The organism is Pseudomonas sp. W2Aug9, from assembly GCF_023127755.1.
Classification (GTDB): domain Bacteria; phylum Pseudomonadota; class Gammaproteobacteria; order Pseudomonadales; family Pseudomonadaceae; genus Aquipseudomonas; species Aquipseudomonas synxantha_A.
Window position 1 is genome coordinate 115,942 of record NZ_SPKL01000008.1, and the last position, 18,283, is coordinate 134,224.

Genomic DNA, 18,283 nt, shown 5'->3' on the forward strand with positions numbered 1-18,283 from the left:
AACATCCCTGAAGGAGGTGCTCCATGTTCAAGCCCCTGGCGCTGGTCGCTGCGGTACTCACGGCATTCAGCCTGAATGCCTTCGCCAAGACCGAATTGACTGTGTACACGGCCCTCGAAGCCGAGCAATTGAAGACCTACAAAAAAGCCTTCGAGCAGGCCAACCCCGACATCGAGATCAAGTGGGTACGCGATTCCACCGGCATTATCACCGCCAAGCTGCTGGCTGAAAAAGACCGCCCGCAGGCTGACGTGGTGTGGGGCCTGGCCGCCTCCAGCCTGGCGATCCTCGATCAGCAAGGCATGTTGGACAACTACGCGCCCAAGGATTTGGACAAGATCGGCAAAAACTACCGAGACGCCGCCAACCCGCCCGCCTGGGTGGGCATGGACGTGTGGGCTGCGACCATCTGCTTCAACACCATCGAAGCCGAAAAGCAGGGCCTGACCAAACCGGTGAGCTGGCAGGACCTGACCAAGCCTGAGTACAAGGGCAAGATCGTCATGCCTAACCCGGCGTCCTCCGGCACCGGCTTCCTGGATGTCAGCGCCTGGTTGCAGACCTTCGGCGAGAAGCAGGGCTGGCAGTACATGGACGACCTGCACCAGAACATCGGCCAGTACGTTCACTCCGGCTCCAAGCCGTGCAAGTTGGCGGCGTCCGGTGAGTTCCCGATTGGTATTTCCTTTGAATACCCGGCGGTTCAGCTCAAACGCCAGGGTGCGCCGCTGGACATCATCCTGCCGAAAGAGGGCCTGGGCTGGGAGATCGAAGCCACCGCCGTAGTCAAGGGCAGCGCACACGCCGATGCGGCAAAAAAACTCGCTGACTTTTCCGCCAGCCCAGCGGCGATGGAGCTGTACAAGGCTAACTTCGCCATCCTCGCCCAGCCGGGTATCGCCAAGCCGCAGACCGAATTGCCGGCCGACTACGAGCAGCGCCTGATCAAGAACGACTTTGCCTGGGCCTCGAAAAACCGCGACAGCATCCTGACTGAATGGCGCAAGCGCTATGACGGTAAGTCGGAGAAGGTGGCGGGTCAGTAAGGTTTTCGTTAGGGCTTATGGCCCCTTCGCAGGCAAGCCAGCTCCCACATTTGAAGGTATTCACACATCAAAATGTGGGAGCTGGCTTGCCTGCGATAGTGGCTTCGAATTCAGGACATCACTCCATGACACACCACAGCGACCTGCTGATCATCGGCGCCGGCATCCTCGGCCTGTCCCACGCTTATGCCGCCGCCAAGCGCGGCCTCAAGGTCAAGGTGTTCGAGCGCAGCGCCACGCCATTGGGCGCCTCTGTGCGTAACTTCGGCCAGGCGCTGGTCAGCGGCCAGCCGCCGGGGCCGATGCTGGACCTGGCCCGCCAGAGCCGCGAGATCTGGGGCCAATGGGCGCAAACGGCGGGCCTTGCGCTCAAGCGCAATGGTTCTTACCTGTTTGCCCGCACGGAAGCTGAAGAACATCTGCTCGAAGCCTTCTGCGCCGGGCGTGCCCGCGAACACGGCTACAACGTCGAGCTGCTGCAAGGCGCTGCGATGAAGGGTCTTTACGCCGGCCAGTTCCGCCACCACCGCGCGGCGCTGCACGGCAAGGACGATCAGCAACTGTATTCCCGCGAGGCGATCCCGGCGCTGATCCAGTACCTGAGTCAGGCGTTGAAGGTGGAGTTTCACTTTTCCACTCTGGTGCGCGACGTCGAACCGGGCCAATTGCACAGCACGGCCGGCAGCTTTCGCGGCGAGCAGATCATCGTCTGCTCCGGCCACGACTATCAGACCCTGTTGGCCGAATCCATCGCCCCGCTCAACCCGCAAACCTGCCGCCTGCAAATGCTGCGCGCCCGGCCGATGGTCAACCTGAACCTGCAACACGCCCTGCTCACCGGCCTGAGCTGCGTGCACTACGGCGCCTTCGCCGACCTGCCGGAGGCTGCCGCAGTGCAGGCGCAGATCCTGCGCGAAACACCGTACCTGCAGGAGCACGGCATTCACCTGTTGATCAGCCCTACACCCCATGGCGAACTGATCATTGGCGACTCCCACCATTACGACAGCGACCCGTCGCCCTTCAATGCCGAGCAGGTAGATGACTGGATGATCGAGCTGGCCGAACAGACCCTGGGCTGCAAAATCCAGGTGGTCGAACGCTGGCAAGGCGTCTACGGCGCTCGCGGGCCCGGGCCGTTCTCGTTTGTGCAGGCAGCATCCGGTGTCAGCGCTGCGTTGATGCACACCGGCGTGGGCATGAGCGTGGGGCCGGCGATGGCCGAGCGAAATATCAGTACCTTGTGGGGAGAGACGTGATGAGCCCGGTGCTCGACCTTGATGTACTCAAGGCCAAGGCGGCGAGGCTACTGGCAGCGAAGATGGGCCTTACACAATAAGCCGATACGCCGCCTGGAGCCCTTGTTGTTACCTCACTAAGGTGCTTGCTTCACCCATTAAGAGAGCAACACTGATGCACTATTTGAAAGCCATCGCCCAAGACCTGCAAGGCAACGGTCATGCCGATACGGTCATTTTGCATTTCTATCAGCAACGGCCGGGTCGTCCCGATGAGCTGATCCACGATATCGTCGGACAGGAAATGACCTCGAATGCAAAATGGGGAGGGCATAGTAAACCCGGTTCGCTGGACCTGGATAAGCGCCGGATCGCGACTTTCGCCGACAGCTTCGTGAAACTCAATTGGTTTAACCCGGCAAGCCATTGGCAGTGTGCGCTCGTCATCTATGTGGATGATTTCAGCGACGCGGGACGGCCGGATTCGGTGAGGCTGGAGTTCCGTGAGAGCAAGGTGTCCGAGGGGAAAACATTACTGGTCTCCAGAACCATGGACTATGACGTCGACAGCGACAGCGTGTTGGAAACCGCTACCACCAATAGTGATATCGACCGCAACGGGGTAGCTGAAAACGCTGATAAAGAGCTGGTTCGCTCGCTATGCAAGGCGTTCCTGGGGTTGAATTGGTGAGCGCTTTAAGCGCGTCACGCTTCGTTGAGCTGTTCAGCCAATATTTCGACCTGTTCCTGACGCTCGGCCTGGCTCAGCTTGGCGTGGGGGTTGAGGGATGACCATTGCGGATAGGCGCGGGCCTTGTGCAGCGCGTCGGGCAGCTTGCCCTCGCGCCAGGTTTTGTCCTGGGGCGTGTCGACCTTGATGCTATGCATCGCCGCATGCCCGCGCAGACTAAGGGCCTTGAGCAACTGACGTTGGCGCAAGGCGAGCAGGCGCAGCACGCTGTCGTCGACGGTCAGCTCGCGTTGGCCTTTGATCTTGCCCAGCAGGCGGCTGCCGTAGCTGCGTGCGGTTTGCAGGGCGCCACCGGCGATAGCGCCGGCCAGGGCCGCAGCGCCAAGGGTCAGGCCGCCGACCAAGAGATCCACGCCCGCACCGGCAGCGGCACCGGCGGCGATTCCGCCACCGACCCGCACGCCAAGTTGCTTGAGGGTTTCGGGGTTGAACAAGTCATCGCCCCAGCGACCGTCGAGCAATGGCAGGTCGCTGGCGGCGGCATCCTGTGGGCGAAAGCCGAACAGTTTGAGCAGGGCTTCAACACACTTTTGTTCCCGTTGGCGCACCGCTTTGCGCAGATCGCCGATGGCTTGCTGTTCATCTTCGGTGACGACGCTGCGACGGCAGGCCGCGCAGTCGATCAGCAGTTCGGCGATCAAGCGTGCGGCGCTTTGCTGGCGGGCCTGGCGTTGGGCCTCTTGATCGAGGATCAGGCGTTCCAACTGCGGGCGGGAGTTTTCCAGCAGCAGGGCCAGGCTTTCATACAGGCGACGTTCACCGTCTTCCGGCGGCGCCACGCTGTCGAAGCGCACCAGCGCGTGCAGGCCGAGGCGGGCCAGGGCTTCGCGCCAGTCCGGCTCGCGCTGGTCGCTGCTGGTGACGAAGTTGAGCACCGGCAACAAGGGTTTGCCGCAACTGGCCAGCACTTGCAGCTCATCGCGGTACTTGGCCAGCACCGGCTCGCGGGCGTCGATCACATACAGGCCGGCGTCCGAGGCCAGCAATTGGCGCAACACCTTGGCTTCCTGTTCGAACCGCTGGCGTGCTTCGCTACCCTCCAGAAAACGCGCCAGGCGAGCGGGACCGTCCAGGCGTTCACCGGGGCGATCCAGGCGCTCCAGATAGTCGAGCAGGGCGATGGCGTCTTCCAGGCCGGGCGTGTCGTACAGCTCCAGCAAGGCTTCGCCATCCACCGATAGGCGCGCGCCTTCGACATGCCGCGTGGTGCTGGGGCGATGAGAGACTTCGCCGAAGCCCACGTCACGGGTGAGGGTGCGCAGCAGTGAGGTCTTGCCGACATTGGTGTGGCCGACCACGGCGAGTTTCAGCGGTTTAGTCATGCCCGGTCTCCAGCCAGTTCAGCGGTGCGCAATCGGCAAACGGCAGCTCAAGTTGTTGCAGTGCGGTGTGCCAGTCACCCAAGCGTTCGGCGTCCAGCGCCTGGCCCGGCGGCGCTTGCAGCAGCCATACACGGGTGGCGGTGGCGCTGCGCGCCAGTTCGGCGATCAACGCCAGGCTGCCACGGTCCGGCGAGCGGCGCGGGTCGCAGACGATGACCAGACGTGCGGGCGGGAAACGGCTGAGTTGTTCCAGCAGCTTGTTCCGCGATTCACTGCTGTCGAGGATGCCGGCGTTTTTAACGTTGCTGGGCAGTTTGGGCGGCCACGGGTGGTGATCGTCGAGTTCGATGGCCACCAGCAAGGCCCCGTCGCTGTCCATCTCGCTGACGCCGCCGCTGACGTGGTGCAGCTGTTCGGGCGCGGCATCGTTGACCCCAAGCCGTTCGCTGCTAGGCATCAGGCGTTCGCGCAGTTGGGCGTAGCCTTGCAGGTTGAGGTCCAGGCGCAACGCCGCACGCCCGATTTTCCAGCGCCACAGGCAGAACAGGGCGAGGATCAATCGGGGCAGCAGGCCGTAGACCAGCAACACGCCCACCAGCCAGGCGGCCCAGGCTTGGCGGGCGTTTTCGATATTCAGGGCTGAATCACCGCTGGCGCGGATCATGTCGACGGTTGGCACATTGAAACCCAGCAAAGCGGGCAGGCTGGCGAGGGCCTGGGTCACGGCGACAAACGTGTCGGCGCCGAGAATGGTGGTTTCCCACACAAAGCCGTAGCGACGGGTGGCGAGCAGGGTCAGCAGGATCACCATGGCGCTGAGCAACGCCAGCAGCCACAGGCTGTTGGCCAACACACCCACCGCCCAGCGATTGAGTTTTTTCCGTTGCAACAACAGCAGCAACGCTGGCGCCAATTGTGCGGCTTTGGCGTCACGCGCCAGTTTCTCGCTGAGCCATAACCACAGGCGCCCAAGGCTGGCGCTGTGTTCGCCAGCAAACAGCAGCCCCAGGGCCCAACTGACCAGCAGGATCAGGTTCAACCCGAGCAGGCTGCCCAGGGCCCAGAACACGTTCACCGGTGTCAGGCCATTGCCCAGCGCAGCGAATGCCAGGCCGGCGCCACTGATCACGGCCACGACCGCCAGTAAGATCAGCGCCAGGCGCGCGCCTTGCAGCCAGCGTGTGAGGGCACCGGTCAGGCCATCGCGCTCGGCCAGGTGCAAGGCGCGCTGGGTAATACGCGTCGACAGGTCGCCCCCGGCCGTGCGGGCCAGGCGGTTGGCTTCCAGGTCTTCCAGGGGGCCGGCGTGTTCTTCACGCAGGCGCACGGCTTCTGTCAGCCAGAGTGTGTGCAGAGGAGTCAGTGCAGTCACGCGCCATCCTGTTGTTTCAGTGAAGGTGGAGCATAACCGCTGACTCGCGGCTCTGGTATTCTCGTCGCCATGAAAAAAACTCTCCCTTTAAGCCTGATCGCAGCCCTCGGTGAAAACCGTGTGATCGGCGTCGACAACAGCATGCCCTGGCATTTGCCGGGGGATTTCAAGTATTTCAAAGCCACCACGCTCGGCAAGCCGATCATCATGGGGCGCAAGACCTGGGATTCCTTGGGTCGACCGCTGCCAGGGCGCTTGAACATAGTGGTCAGCCGTCAGACCGATCTGACGCTTGAAGGTGCGCAAGTTTTTCCGTCATTGGAAGCGGCGGTAGAACGGGCTGAGGAATGGGCCAAGGCGCAGGGCGCGGACGAGCTGATGCTGATCGGCGGCGCGCAGCTTTACGCGCAGGGGCTGGAACAGGCCGATCGCCTGTACCTGACGCGGGTGGCGCTGAGCCCGGAAGGGGATGCGTGGTTTCCAGAGTTTGATAGGAACCAGTGGAAGCTGGTGTCGAATGTCGAGAATCCGGCCGAAGGTGATAAACCGGCCTACAACTTCGAAGTGTGGGAAAAAGCCTAAAAGCATCGCAGGCAAGCCAGCTCCCACATTTTGATGTGTGAATACATTCAAATGTGGGAGCTGGCTTGCCTGCGATAGCGGTCTATCAGACCTGCGCTAACTCGGCATGCTCATCGGCATCCAGCAACGCTTTATCCGTCTGCCCCATGATCTGGCTGGTAATCGCCCCCGCCGTCATCGAACCATTGACGTTCAACGCTGTACGGCCCATGTCGATCAGTGGTTCCACCGAAATCAGCAACGCCACCAGTGACACCGGCAAGCCCATGGCCGGCAGTACGATCAGCGCGGCGAAGGTCGCACCACCGCCCACACCGGCGACGCCCGCCGAACTCAAGGTCACAATCGCCACCAGCGTCGCGATCCACAGCGGGTCCAGGGGGTTGATGCCCACGGTCGGCGCGACCATCACCGCCAACATCGCCGGGTAAAGACCGGCGCAACCGTTCTGGCCGATGGTCGCGCCAAACGAAGCGGCGAAACCGGCGATCGACTGGGGGATACCCAGGCGGCGGGTCTGCGCTTCAATACTCAAGGGGATCGAGGCGGCGCTGGAGCGGCTGGTAAAGGCAAAGGTCAGTACCGGCCACACCTTGCGGAAAAAGCGCAGCGGGTTGATCCCGGCCAACGACAGCAGCAGGCCGTGCACCACAAACATCAGGCCCAGGGCCAGGTACGACACCACCACGAAACTGCCCAGCTTGATGATGTCTTGCAGGTTGGAACCGGCGACCACCTTGGTCATCAGCGCCAACACGCCGTACGGGGTCAGCTTCATCACCAGGCGCACCAGGCGCATCACCCAGGCTTGCAGGGTGTCGATGGCGTTGATGACCTTCTGGCCCTTTTCCACATCATCCTTGAGCAGTTGCAGCGCGGCTACCCCGAGGAACGCGGCAAAAATCACCACGCTGATGATCGACGTCGGCTTGGCCCGGGCCAGGTCGGCGAACGGGTTGGCCGGCACGAACGACAGCAGCAACTGCGGGATATTCAGGTCGGCGACCTTGCCTGCGTAATCACTCTGGATCACTTGCAGGCGCGCCATTTCCTGGGTGCCGGCCACCAGGCCCTCGGCGGTGAGGCCGAACAGGTTGGTCAGGCCGATGCCGATCAGCGCCGCGATGGCCGTGGTAAACAACAGCGTGCCGATGGTCAGGAAGCTGATCTTGCCCAGGGACGAGGCGTTATGCAGGCGCGCCACGGCACTGAGGATCGAAGCGAACACCAGCGGGATCACGATCATTTGCAGCAACTGCACATAGCCATTGCCGACCAGATCAAACCAGCCGATGGAGGCTTTGAGCACTGGATTGCCGTCGCCATAGATGGTGTGCAAGGCCGCACCGAACAGCACGCCCAGAACCAAAGCGAACAGGACCTTCTTGGCCAGGCTCCAGTTAGTCCGACGGGTTTGTGCCAGGCCCAGCAAGAGGGCCACGAACACCAATAAATTGAGAATCAGGGGCAGATTCATTGAAGCTCCGTTGAGAAGGCAGCCAATCGCGTCAGCCTGCGATTGCGAACCGGCAAGCCTAACAGCTTGAAATATATTGATTTAATACCAATATGGAATGGTGACTGTCGTTTTTGGAATAAGCGTCTGACGCTGCTGCGCATGGCCGTGGCGGAATCAGAACCAAAGCCGTCGCGCTCGGGTGATAAGTGTCACAGGGATTTGTTAGCGTCGATGTCTTTCACTTGAGGGAGACAACGCCTATGAAGCTCGCGCCGAAACTACTCTTATCCGCAGCCTTTTGCCTCGGACTCGCCAGCCAGGCGTTTGCCGCCACCGAGTTGAAACATTGGCCGGCACCGGCCGCCAAGCAACTCAACGAAATGATCGCCGCCAACGCCAACAAGGGTAACTATGCGGTGTTCGACATGGACAACACCAGCTACCGCTACGACCTTGAAGAGTCGCTGCTGCCGTACATGGAAAACAAGGGCCTGATCACCCGCGAAACCATGGACCCATCGCTCAAGCTTATCCCCTTCAAAGACACCGCCGACCATAAGGAAAGTCTGTTCAGCTACTACTACCGCCTGTGCGAAGTCGACGACATGGTCTGCTACCCCTGGGTTGCGCAGATTTTTTCCGGCTTCACCCTCAAGGAACTCAAGGTGCAGGTCGACGAGCTGATGGCCTCCGGCAAGCCCGTACCCGTCAGCTATTTTGAAGGCGACGTGGTGAAAAAAACCGAGATACAGCCACCGAAAGTCTTCACTGGCCAGGCCGAGCTCTACAACAAACTGATGGAAAACGGCATCGAGGTGTATGTGATGACCGCCGCGTCCGAGGAACTGGTGCGCATGGTCGCGGCCGATCCGAAGTACGGCTACAACGTAAAGCCCGAGAACGTCATCGGCGTGACCACGATGCTCAAGGACCGCAAGACCGGCGAGTTGACCACCGCACGCAAGCAGATCACCGCGGGCAAATATGACGAGAAGGCCAACCTCGGCCTGGAGCTGACGCCCTACCTGTGGACCCCGGCGACCTGGATGGCCGGCAAGCACGCGGCGATCCTCACCTACATCGACGAGTGGAAAAAGCCGGTGATCGTCGGCGGTGATACCCCCACCAGCGACGGTTACATGCTGTTCCACGATGTGGACGTGGCCAAGGGTGGCATCCATTTGTGGATCAACCGTAAAGACAAGTACATGACCCAGCTCAACGGCATGATCGCCAAGCACGCGGCGGCTCAAGCCAAGGAAGGGTTGCCGGTGACGGCGGACAAGAACTGGGTGATCGTCAAGCCGGAGGAGATTCAGTAGGACCGCATCGCCTGCCATCGGGGGCAAGCCCCCTCCCACATTCGACCGAGTTTCAACCTGAGAATACGGTCAAATGTGGGACGGGCTTGCTCGCGAAGGCAGCCTCAAGTACACAGCAGTATCTATGCAAAAATAGATATCAATTGCGAACCAATCTCATCCTCTGCTAGCGTGCACACCTCCTGAACCCCATGTTCTTTTCAAGGTAGTGCCGTGCTCTCCTGGAATTCGCAGATCGCGCGCCTGTTCGCGGAGCAGAAGAAAGCCCTCGAAGCCTTCGTCACTCGCCGCACCGGCAGTGCCCAAGTGGCCGCCGACCTGACTCAGGAGTCGTTCCTGCGCCTCGCTCGCATGGACTGTGGCGATAAAATCGACAATCTCCCGGCGTTCCTCTTCACCATCGCCAGCAACCTGGTGCGCGATCACCAGCGCCAGGCCATTCGCCGCGAACGCCTGGATGCCGGCGAGCCCAGCGAAGAATTGCCGTGCAGCAACCCGGGTATCGATGAGCAATTGGCTGCCTATCAACAGCAACAGTTGATGCAGGACGCGATTTTGGCGTTGCCTGAAGCGACTCGACAGATCTTCCTGCTCTATCATGTCGACGAACTCTCCTATCGCGAGATCGGCGAACGCCTGTCGATCAGCCCGCGCAGTGTGGAATACCAATTGCGTCGCGCCTTGATTGAATGCCGTGGCTTTATCAAGAAGCGGCTTGCCTGCGATGAACAAGGACGTCGGTCATGACCGCTACCCCCACAGCCGACGAACTGTTCGACGAAGCATCCGCCTGGTATTTCCGCCTGCAGGCCGAGGATGTCACGCCTGGCGAACTGCAGGCTTTTGCCATCTGGCTGGAGCAGGGTGATGCCCAGGATGCCGCCTGGCAGGAAGTGCAGGCGATGCTCGGAGGCTTGCATGAACCGGCGCGGGTCGTTCGCCGCGCCGAACAGGCTGCCTGGCGCAAGCCCGCACGGCGTTGGTCGCGCTGGGCCTGCGCCGCGGCCGTGCTGCTGGCGGTGGGCCTGACTGTGCAGAACACACCTTGGCTTGACCGCATGCGTGCGGACTATGCCACCGGCACCGGCGAGTCACGCAGCATCGAGCTGGCCGATGGCTCCCACCTGCAGCTCAATACCGACAGTGCCATACAGGTGCGCATGAGTGCGGGCGAGCGCCAGGTGCGGTTGTTGCGTGGCGAAGGTTTCTTCGAGGTGGCCAAGGACCCGGCGCGACCGTTCGTGGTGCAGTCCGGCGACGGCTGGGTGAAGGTGGTCGGCACCCGGTTCAGTGTGGCGCGACGCGATGCGCAAACCCTCGTGCAGGTAGCGCAGGGCAAGGTGCAGGTCAGTTCCGGCAGTGGCACACCGGTGTATCTGGAGCCGGGACGGGCGGTGGAGTACCAGGAACACCTGGCTGAAGTCCGCGGTTTCGACGCGGCCAGCGGGTTTGCCTGGCGCCAGCGGCAACTGGTGTTTCGCCAGCAACCGCTCTCGGACGTGGTCAGCGAGCTGAACCGTTATTGGCCGGGCAAGACCCTGATACTGGGCGACGCATTGCGCAATCGCGTGGTCTCCGGCGTGTTTGAAATCGATAAACCCGACGCGGTGATCAAGGCGCTGGAATACACCCTCAACCTGCGCGCCGAGCATTACACCCCGTATTTGCTGGTGCTGCGCGAGGGTAAGGCGTCGTAGTCGCAACTTTTTGAAAATACTTTCAGGGATTCCCGGTGAGCATTCGTCCTTGATCACTGAGGCGTAAATAGTAAGCACTCTCAAGTAGTGCCGCGCCGATCACAGACTTTTTGCACCGGGGAGCTCCACCCATGGCACACCGTTTCGCCGCATCGCCCTTGCTCGCGCTGGTCATTTGCTTGACCGGCACTGCGTCGCTATCCCTGCAAGCTGCCGAGGTCACCCAGGCCCAGGCTTACCGTTTCGATATCCCCGGGCAAAGCCTCGACGGCGCGCTGGCGGCATTTTCAGCGGTGACGCGCGTGCAGGTGCTGGTGTCCGGTGAGGTGACCCAAGGGGTGGTGTCGCCCGGTGTGAGTGGCCATCTCGGCCAGCGCGAAGCCTTGGCGCAATTGCTTGGCGGTACGGGCTTGAGTGCGGCGTTTATCAACGCCGACACCGTGACCCTGGAGAAGCGCGTAGCCACCGGCGGCGCTATCGAAGTCGGCGCCACTACCATCAGCGCTGAACGACTGGGCGCCACGACCGAAGGCAGTGGCTCCTACACCACCGGTGCGGTGACCCTGGGCAAGGGCGAGCAGAAGCTCAAGGACATCCCGCAATCGGTCAGCGTTATGACCCGTAAACAGATGGATGACCAGAACACCACCAAGCTGTCCGAAGTGGTCAAGCGCACCCCCGGCCTGACAGCGACCAAATCCCCTGGGCCCGGTATGTTCATTTTCTCCCGTGGCTTTGAGGTCGGCACCCTGCAATACGATGGCGTGGGCATCCCGCGTAACACCTATGCGTTGGGCAGCTACCTCACTGAAAACATGGCCATCTATGACCGTGTAGAAACCCTGCGCGGGCCGGCCGCCTTGCTGCAAGGCGCCAACAGCCCGGGCGGCACCATGAACCTGGTGCGCAAGCGTGGCCAGCAGGACCCGACCGTGACGATCACCGCAAAAGCCGGCTCCTGGGACCACTACGGCACCCAGGTCGATGCCGGTGGCCCGCTCAATGCCGAAGGCACCCTGCGCGGCCGGTTTGTGGCGGATTACGACACGACGGACTCGTTCGTTGACTATGCCGGTGGCTGGAATCAGACGGTGTATGCCGCCGTGGACTACGACTTCACGCCAGACACCACCGTCGGTGTGGGGGTCAGCAACCAGAAAGGCCACTCGCGCCCCAACTTCATGTCACTGCCCCGTTACGCCAATGGCAGCGATATCGGCCTGCCGCGCTCGACTTTTGTCGGCGCCAGCTGGAACCGCAACGTCAATAACCAGACCCAGGTGTTTGCCGATATCGAGCATCGCTTCAACGATGACTGGAAGGTGAAAGCTGCCCTCGTGGCCATGGATGAACACAACGACGCGACCTACCAGGCGACCTGGGATGAGATTCCCAACCCCGGCACCGCCGGCAATGTGCGTTATGTGGATTGGGTCACCGACTTCAATACCAAGAGCCGCGGCGTGGATGTGTACGTGAACGGCAAGTTTGAAGGTTTGGGCTTGCAACAGGAGATGGTACTGGGCGCCAACTATTCCAAACTCACCACCAACGACCAGTGGGCGCGAGCAGCGACGGCCGGCGCGGACATTTTCAACATCGATCACAACCGTCCACAGCGCGATAAAAACCAGCTGTTCCAGGCGGGCAATGCTACGAAAAGTTGGTATGACATTCGCCAGAAAGGGGTTTATGGCACTTGGCGCGTCAAGGTTGTGGACCCACTGACCTTGATTCTCGGTGCACGTACCAGTTGGTATGACTATGGCTACACCGACGAGAGCGGTTCCCGGGGTGTGTATGGCGACCCAACCCGCAGCACCACGCAGAGCAATGGTCACGTTACCCCGTACGCCGGCTTGGTGTACGCCCTCAATGATCAATGGTCGGCCTACGCCAGCTACGCTGACGCGTTCGAACCGCAAACCAACCTGACCACGTCTTTGACCGTGCTCAAGCCCATCGAAGGCCAGAACTACGAACTGGGCCTGAAGGGTGAACTGGCGGACGGTCGTCTGAATACCTCGTTCGCCATCTTCCGTTATGACCAGGAAAACCGTGCGGCTCAAGACCTGCAAGGCGGCAAAGTCTGCGGCGGCTGGTACTGCTCGCTCGCCTCGGGCAAGGTTCGCAGCCAAGGCTTCGAAGCCACTTTGAGCGGCGAAGTGCTGCCGGGTTTGCAACTGGTCTCCAGCTACACCTACAACACCACCAAATTCCTCAAAGACGACACTTACGAAGGCAAGATCTTCAGCACCTGGACACCCAAGCACCTGCTCAAGGTCTGGGGTGACTACCAGTTGCCGGGCGATTGGCAGCAGTTCAGTGTCGGTGCCGGCGTAACCGCACAAAGCAGCACTGAAGCCTACGACCGCAACTTCAGCGTACCCGGCAATGCACTGTGGGATTCGCGGGTGGCCTACAAGATCAACCAGGAGTTCACAGTTGCGGCGAACCTGAACAATATGTTCGACAAGAAGTACTACATCCCTGCGTATAACGCGACGTGGGGCAGCAACTACTATGGCGACCCGCGTAATGTGATGTTCAGCATGACCTACACCCCACAGTTCTAAAGCCTGACGCATCACTTCTGTGGGAGGGGGCAAGCCCCCTCCCACATTTTGATCATCATTGTGCTTGGGGTTATCTCCAGGCAAAAAAATGCCCCGCACCTGGCGGGGCATTTTGATGCGCGAGGCTTACAGGCCGTCGAGCATTGCCGTGTTACGTACAGCACCCTTGTCGGCACTGGTGGCCAACAATGCGTAAGCCTTCAACGCAGTAGTGACTTTCCGCGGGCGTTTTTCTACCGGCTTCCAACCCTTTTTGTCCTGCTCAACCCGGCGTGCCGCCAGTTCTTCATCGCTGATCAACAGGTTGATCGAGCGGTTCGGAATGTCGATCAGCACCTTGTCGCCATCCTGCACCAGGCCAATCGCGCCACCGGCAGCGGCTTCCGGGGAAGCGTGGCCGATGGACAAGCCCGAGGTGCCGCCAGAGAAACGCCCGTCGGTCAGCAGCGCGCAGGCTTTGCCCAGACCTTTGGATTTCAGGTAGGACGTGGGGTAGAGCATCTCCTGCATACCCGGGCCGCCCTTGGGGCCTTCGTAGCGGATGATCACGATGTCGCCTTCCTTGACTTCGTCAGCGAGGATGCCGCGCACCGAGCTGTCCTGGCTTTCGTAGATCTTGGCGCGGCCTTCGAAAACGTGGATGGATTCATCCACACCTGCCGTTTTCACCACGCAGCCGTCGAGGGCGATGTTGCCGTACAGCACGGCCAGGCCGCCTTCTTGCGAGTAGGCGTGCTCGACACTGCGGATGCAGCCGTTTTCACGGTCGTCATCCAGCGTATCCCAACGGGTCGACTGGCTGAATGCGGTCTGGGTCGGGATGCCCGCCGGGCCAGCCTTGAAGAAGGTGTGTACGGCTTCGTCGTCAGTCTGGGTGATGTCCCATTTGGCGATGCCTTCGGCGATCGACTTGCTGTGCACGGTCGGCAGGTCAGTGTGCAGCAGGCCGCCACGGGCCAGGGAACCTAGGATCGAGAAGATCCCGCCGGCGCGGTGCACGTCTTCCATGTGGTACTTCTGGATGTTCGGCGCGACCTTGCACAGTTGCGGCACGTGGCGAGACAGGCGGTCAATGTCGCGCAGGTCGAAGTCGATCTCGGCTTCCTGGGCGGCGGCCAGCAAGTGCAGGATGGTATTGGTGGAACCGCCCATGGCGATGTCCAGGGTCATGGCGTTCTCGAACGCCTTGAAGTTGGCGATGTTGCGCGGCAGCACCGACTCATCGTTCTCGGTGTAATAGCGTTTGCACAGCTCGACGATGGTGCGGCCGGCCTGCAGGAACAGTTGCTCGCGGTCGCTGTGGGTGGCCAGTGTGGAACCGTTACCCGGCAAGGCGAGACCTAAGGCTTCTACCAGGCAGTTCATCGAGTTGGCGGTGAACATGCCGGAGCACGAACCGCAGGTCGGGCAGGCGCTGCGCTCGTATTCCGCGACCTTCTCGTCAGAAGCGCTGGAATCGGCGGCGATCACCATGGCGTCAACCAGGTCGAGTCCGTGGGACGCGAGCTTGGTCTTGCCGGCTTCCATCGGGCCGCCGGAGACGAAGATCACCGGGATGTTCAGGCGCAAGGCAGCCATCAACATGCCGGGGGTGATCTTGTCGCAGTTGGAGATGCACACGATGGCGTCGGCGCAGTGGGCGTTGACCATGTACTCCACGGAGTCGGCGATGATCTCGCGGCTCGGCAGGGAATACAGCATGCCGTCATGGCCCATGGCGATGCCGTCGTCCACGGCAATGGTGTTGAATTCCTTGGCCACGCCGCCGGCCCGTTCGATTTCGCGGGCGACCAGTTGGCCCAGGTCCTTGAGGTGGACGTGGCCCGGTACGAACTGGGTAAACGAGTTGGCAATCGCGATGATCGGCTTCTTGAAGTCGTCATCCTTCATCCCCGTGGCACGCCACAGTGCGCGGGCGCCGGCCATGTTGCGGCCGTGGGTGGATGTTTTCGAGCGGTAATCTGGCATGGAGCACTCCGGGCGGCTAATCACTTATTAATCAGGTGCAAAGGGGAGTGAGCTTCTAATTGACGACTGGAACACCCGAAAAATGGCCGTGTGTCCGGAAGTTGCCACTCGCATCGCGGGATCGCCGCTTGCTTGGGCCTCGAGCTCATAAACCCGCCGGGGGATGACTGGCGATGAATAGGGCCGATTCTACACCGCTGGCGGCTGGAGGGAATGGCCGTAACCTTGAAGATAGCCGCTACAGGACATGTGGGCGCTGCTTGATCAGCGCATTCAGGGCGAGCCCGGCGGCACTCAGGGTTAGAAAGCACAGGGCTAGCGCGGTGGTCAGGTTGGCGGTGGCCAGGTTGATCACCAGGCTGATCAGGCCGCCGCACATGAAAATCAGCAAGCTACCGGCAGAGGTCGCCGTGCCAGCCAGTTGCGGGTAGAGGCTCATGGCCTTGGAGTTGGCGATGGGTCGACAGATGGTGGTGCCGGCTGTGCAGATCAACATCGGGATCAGCACCGTGGCGGCCGACAGGCCGAACTGCCAGGCCAGCCAGAGCATGACCAGACCTGAAACAGTGATCAGCAACAGGCCAGTGTTGATTTGCCGGTCGGCGTCCATTTTGCGATGCAGGATACTGGCAATCACTCCGCCGCAGACGTAGGCCGCGCCATATAGCAGCAATGCCCAGGCGAATTGATACGTCGACAGGTTCAAGCGCTCCATGAAGATCAGGGGCGACATCACGATAAACGAGAAATGGCAGGCAAAGGCCAGGGCGGAAATCAACCAATAGCTGACGAAACGGAGGTCGGAAAACAGCAGCCAATAGCCGTTGAAGAACTGTAGCGGTGAGGGGCGATGGCTGCTGCGCGAGTCGTGCAGCAGGCGTGCGGACCAGAGCCACACCACTGTGGCTAACACGATAAACACGTAAAAACTCGCCTGCCATCCGCCATAAATTTGCAGCCAGGTGCCCATCAGTGGCGAGCTTGAGATGAACACTCCGCCGGCGGTGGTCATCCAGATTCGAATCCGCTGCAGCTCCCGTCCTGTAAACAAGTCCTGGATAAGCGCCTGCGACAGGGCAAACGCCCCGCACCCTACGGCCTGAACCACGCGAAAGCCGATAAACCAATTGAAATCCGGGGCCAGCAAACAACCGGCTGCACCCAGCGCCGATAAGGCAATACCTGCCAGCAGCAGTTTTTTGCGGCCGAACATGTCAGACAACGGGCCTATCAGCAGTAACGAGACGGCCAGGCCAATGGCAAAAATACTGACGGACTGGGCGATTTCTGAAGGCGTGTGGCCAAAGTGATTGGAGAGGGCGGGAAAGGATGGCAGGACTACGTCGAGGGGGAAGACTGCGAGCAGGGTCATGGTCATCAACAGTACGATGAAATATGACTTGTTTGGTGTGGCTGTACTAATAGGCATCAACCGGACCGCTCTATCCTTCCTTGCTGGGGGGAGGAGAGTCGGTGTGACGGCAAGGGAAGTCAATGGAAATGGCAGTGGGAAACAGCTGAAAGGCCCGTAGGATCAGTCGTTGACTGTTCCTACGGGGAGCATCCCGCTGTCAGCTATTAGGCAGCAAGCGACAAGTAATGCTCTTGATATACCGCGTCTCGACAATCGCCGGATGCACCGGGTGGTCCGGGCCCTGGCCGCCGCGTTCGAGCATCTGGATATTGCGATCCAGGTGACGGGCGCTGGTCAGCAGGATGTTTTGCAGATCGTCTTCCGGCAGGTGCATCGAGCACGAAGCGCTGACCAGGATACCGTCCTTGCTGAGCAGGCGCATGGCTTGCTCGTTGAGGCGGCGGTAGGCGCCTTCGCCATTCTTCATGTCTTTTTTGCGTTTGATGAAGGCCGGTGGATCGGCGACGATCACGTCGAAGCGCTCTTCGCTGGCTTTCAGTTCTTTCAACGCTTCAAAGACGTCGCCTTCGATGCAGGTCATCTTCTCGGCAAAGCCGTTCAGCGCGGCGTTGCGCTCTACGCCGTCGAGGGCGAAGGCCGAAGCGTCGACGCAGAACACTTCACTGGCGCCAAAGGCTGCAGCTTGCACGCCCCAGCCGCCGATGTAGCTGTACAGGTCGAGCACGCGCTTGCCTTTGGCATACGGGGCCAGGCGGGCGCGGTTCATGCGGTGGTCGTAGAACCAGCCGGTTTTCTGGCCCTGGATCACCGGGGCTTCGAATTTCACGCCGTTCTCTTCCAGCGCCACCCACTCCGGCACCAGGCCGAAAACCGTTTCGACGTAGCGGTTGAGGCCCTCGGCGTCGCGTGCGGCGGAGTCATTCTTGAACAGGATGCCGCTGGGCTTGAGCACCTGGGTGAGGGCCGCGATCACGTCTTCTTTATGCGCTTCCATGGTCGCCGAAGCGATCTGCACCACCAGGATGTCGCCGAAACGGTCGACCACCAGGCCCGGCAGCAGGTCGGAATCACCGTAGACCAGGCGGTAGAACGGCTTGTCGAACAGGCGATCACGCAGGGACAGCGCGACGTTGAGGCGGTGCACCAGCAGCGACTTGTCCAGCGGCAACTTGATGTCGCGCGACAGCAGGCGGGCGCAGATCAGGTTGTTCGGGCTCATGGCCACGATGCCCAGGGTCTTGCCGCCGGCTGCTTCCAGGATAGCCTGGTCGCCTGCCTGGAAGCCGTGAAGTGGGGTGGCGGCCACGTCGATTTCGTTGCTGTAGACCCACAGGTGGCCGTTGCGCAAACGACGATCGGCGTTGGCTTTGAGACGCAGGCTTGGCAGGGACATGACGTCGCTCCGGAAAAAAGAGCGGGAGTATACCCTTTGCGCACTCTTTCATGTGGGAGCTGGTTTGCCTGCGATGCGGGCGGTGCGGTGTATCAGACGTACGGTGGTAATGCTATCGCAGGCAAGCCAGCTCCCACATTCGATCGGGTTTCACTTGGGTTTTTGGGTGTCGGTCACGGCTG

Annotated in this window: 14 protein-coding genes; 8 read left to right on the forward strand and 6 right to left on the reverse strand. The window is 61.0% G+C overall.

From position 1 onward, the window contains the following. The first annotated feature begins 23 nt into the window (after positions 1–23). The 3 genes from E3O56_RS05150 (at position 24) to E3O56_RS05160 (ending at position 2,975) form a co-directional block, all read left to right on the forward strand. Positions 24–1,046 carry a putative 2-aminoethylphosphonate ABC transporter substrate-binding protein gene (locus E3O56_RS05150; RefSeq protein ID WP_248127944.1) on the forward strand — a complete coding sequence of 341 codons (1,023 nt, stop codon included), beginning with the start codon at positions 24–26 and terminating at the stop codon, positions 1,044–1,046. A 125-nt stretch (positions 1,047–1,171) separates the two neighbouring features. Then, on the forward strand, positions 1,172–2,305 hold the full coding sequence (locus E3O56_RS05155; RefSeq protein WP_248127945.1) for a TIGR03364 family FAD-dependent oxidoreductase: 1,134 nt from the start codon (positions 1,172–1,174) through the stop codon (positions 2,303–2,305). Between the two features lie 154 nt (positions 2,306–2,459). Beyond that, entirely contained in the window at positions 2,460–2,975 is a 516-nt protein-coding gene (locus E3O56_RS05160; protein WP_032878892.1) for a hypothetical protein, read from the forward strand. Between the two features lie 14 nt (positions 2,976–2,989). On the opposite strand, the gene E3O56_RS05165 is transcribed toward E3O56_RS05160, so the two are convergent. Together E3O56_RS05165 and E3O56_RS05170 are read right to left on the reverse strand one after the other, a co-directional pair. After that, positions 2,990–4,357 carry a DUF3482 domain-containing protein gene (locus tag E3O56_RS05165; protein WP_248127946.1) on the reverse strand — a complete coding sequence of 456 codons (1,368 nt, stop codon included), beginning with the start codon at positions 4,355–4,357 and terminating at the stop codon, positions 2,990–2,992. Beyond that, a complete protein-coding gene (locus E3O56_RS05170; RefSeq protein WP_248127947.1) occupies positions 4,350–5,729 on the reverse strand; it encodes a DUF2868 domain-containing protein in 1,380 nt (459 codons plus the stop codon). Before E3O56_RS05170 ends, E3O56_RS05165 begins: the two co-directional genes overlap by 8 nt. Positions 5,730–5,798: 69 nt before the next feature. Between E3O56_RS05170 and E3O56_RS05175 the strand changes: the two genes are divergently transcribed. Beyond that, positions 5,799–6,311 (forward strand): dihydrofolate reductase, encoded by a 513-nt coding sequence (locus E3O56_RS05175; protein ID WP_032878896.1) that lies wholly within the window; start codon positions 5,799–5,801, stop codon positions 6,309–6,311. Positions 6,312–6,396: 85 nt separating this feature from the next. Here E3O56_RS05175 and E3O56_RS05180 read toward each other — a convergent pair whose 3' ends face one another. Continuing rightward, entirely contained in the window at positions 6,397–7,788 is a 1,392-nt protein-coding gene (locus E3O56_RS05180) for an L-cystine transporter (RefSeq protein WP_216090440.1), read from the reverse strand. A gap of 242 nt (positions 7,789–8,030) precedes the next feature. Here E3O56_RS05180 and E3O56_RS05185 point away from each other — a divergent pair, with 242 nt between their 5' ends. The 4 genes from E3O56_RS05185 to E3O56_RS05200 all read left to right on the forward strand — a co-directional run bounded on the left by E3O56_RS05185 (position 8,031) and on the right by E3O56_RS05200 (position 13,365). After that, positions 8,031–9,092, forward strand: coding sequence for a hypothetical protein (locus E3O56_RS05185; protein WP_005792308.1), 1,062 nt, complete (start codon positions 8,031–8,033; stop codon positions 9,090–9,092). Positions 9,093–9,305: 213 nt separating this feature from the next. Further along, complete coding sequence (locus E3O56_RS05190) at positions 9,306–9,839, forward strand: RNA polymerase sigma factor (protein ID WP_005792307.1); 534 nt, start codon at positions 9,306–9,308, stop codon at positions 9,837–9,839. After that, entirely contained in the window at positions 9,836–10,789 is a 954-nt protein-coding gene (locus tag E3O56_RS05195; RefSeq protein WP_103734220.1) for a FecR family protein, read from the forward strand. Before E3O56_RS05190 ends, E3O56_RS05195 begins: the two co-directional genes overlap by 4 nt. A gap of 131 nt (positions 10,790–10,920) precedes the next feature. Next, a complete protein-coding gene (locus tag E3O56_RS05200) occupies positions 10,921–13,365 on the forward strand; it encodes a TonB-dependent siderophore receptor (protein ID WP_103734221.1) in 2,445 nt (814 codons plus the stop codon). A 126-nt stretch (positions 13,366–13,491) separates the two neighbouring features. Here E3O56_RS05200 and ilvD read toward each other — a convergent pair whose 3' ends face one another. The 3 genes from ilvD to E3O56_RS05215 form a co-directional block, all read right to left on the reverse strand. Beyond that, positions 13,492–15,333, reverse strand: a complete 1,842-nt coding sequence (ilvD, locus tag E3O56_RS05205) for a dihydroxy-acid dehydratase (RefSeq protein WP_248127948.1) — start codon at positions 15,331–15,333, stop codon at positions 13,492–13,494. A gap of 238 nt (positions 15,334–15,571) precedes the next feature. After that, positions 15,572–16,762: an MFS transporter gene (locus tag E3O56_RS05210; protein ID WP_032878899.1), complete on the reverse strand. Its 1,191-nt coding sequence runs from the start codon at positions 16,760–16,762 to the stop codon at positions 15,572–15,574. Positions 16,763–16,904: 142 nt separating this feature from the next. After that, positions 16,905–18,101, reverse strand: coding sequence for a class I SAM-dependent rRNA methyltransferase (locus E3O56_RS05215; RefSeq protein ID WP_005792302.1), 1,197 nt, complete (start codon positions 18,099–18,101; stop codon positions 16,905–16,907). Between the last annotated feature and the right edge of the window lie 182 nt (positions 18,102–18,283).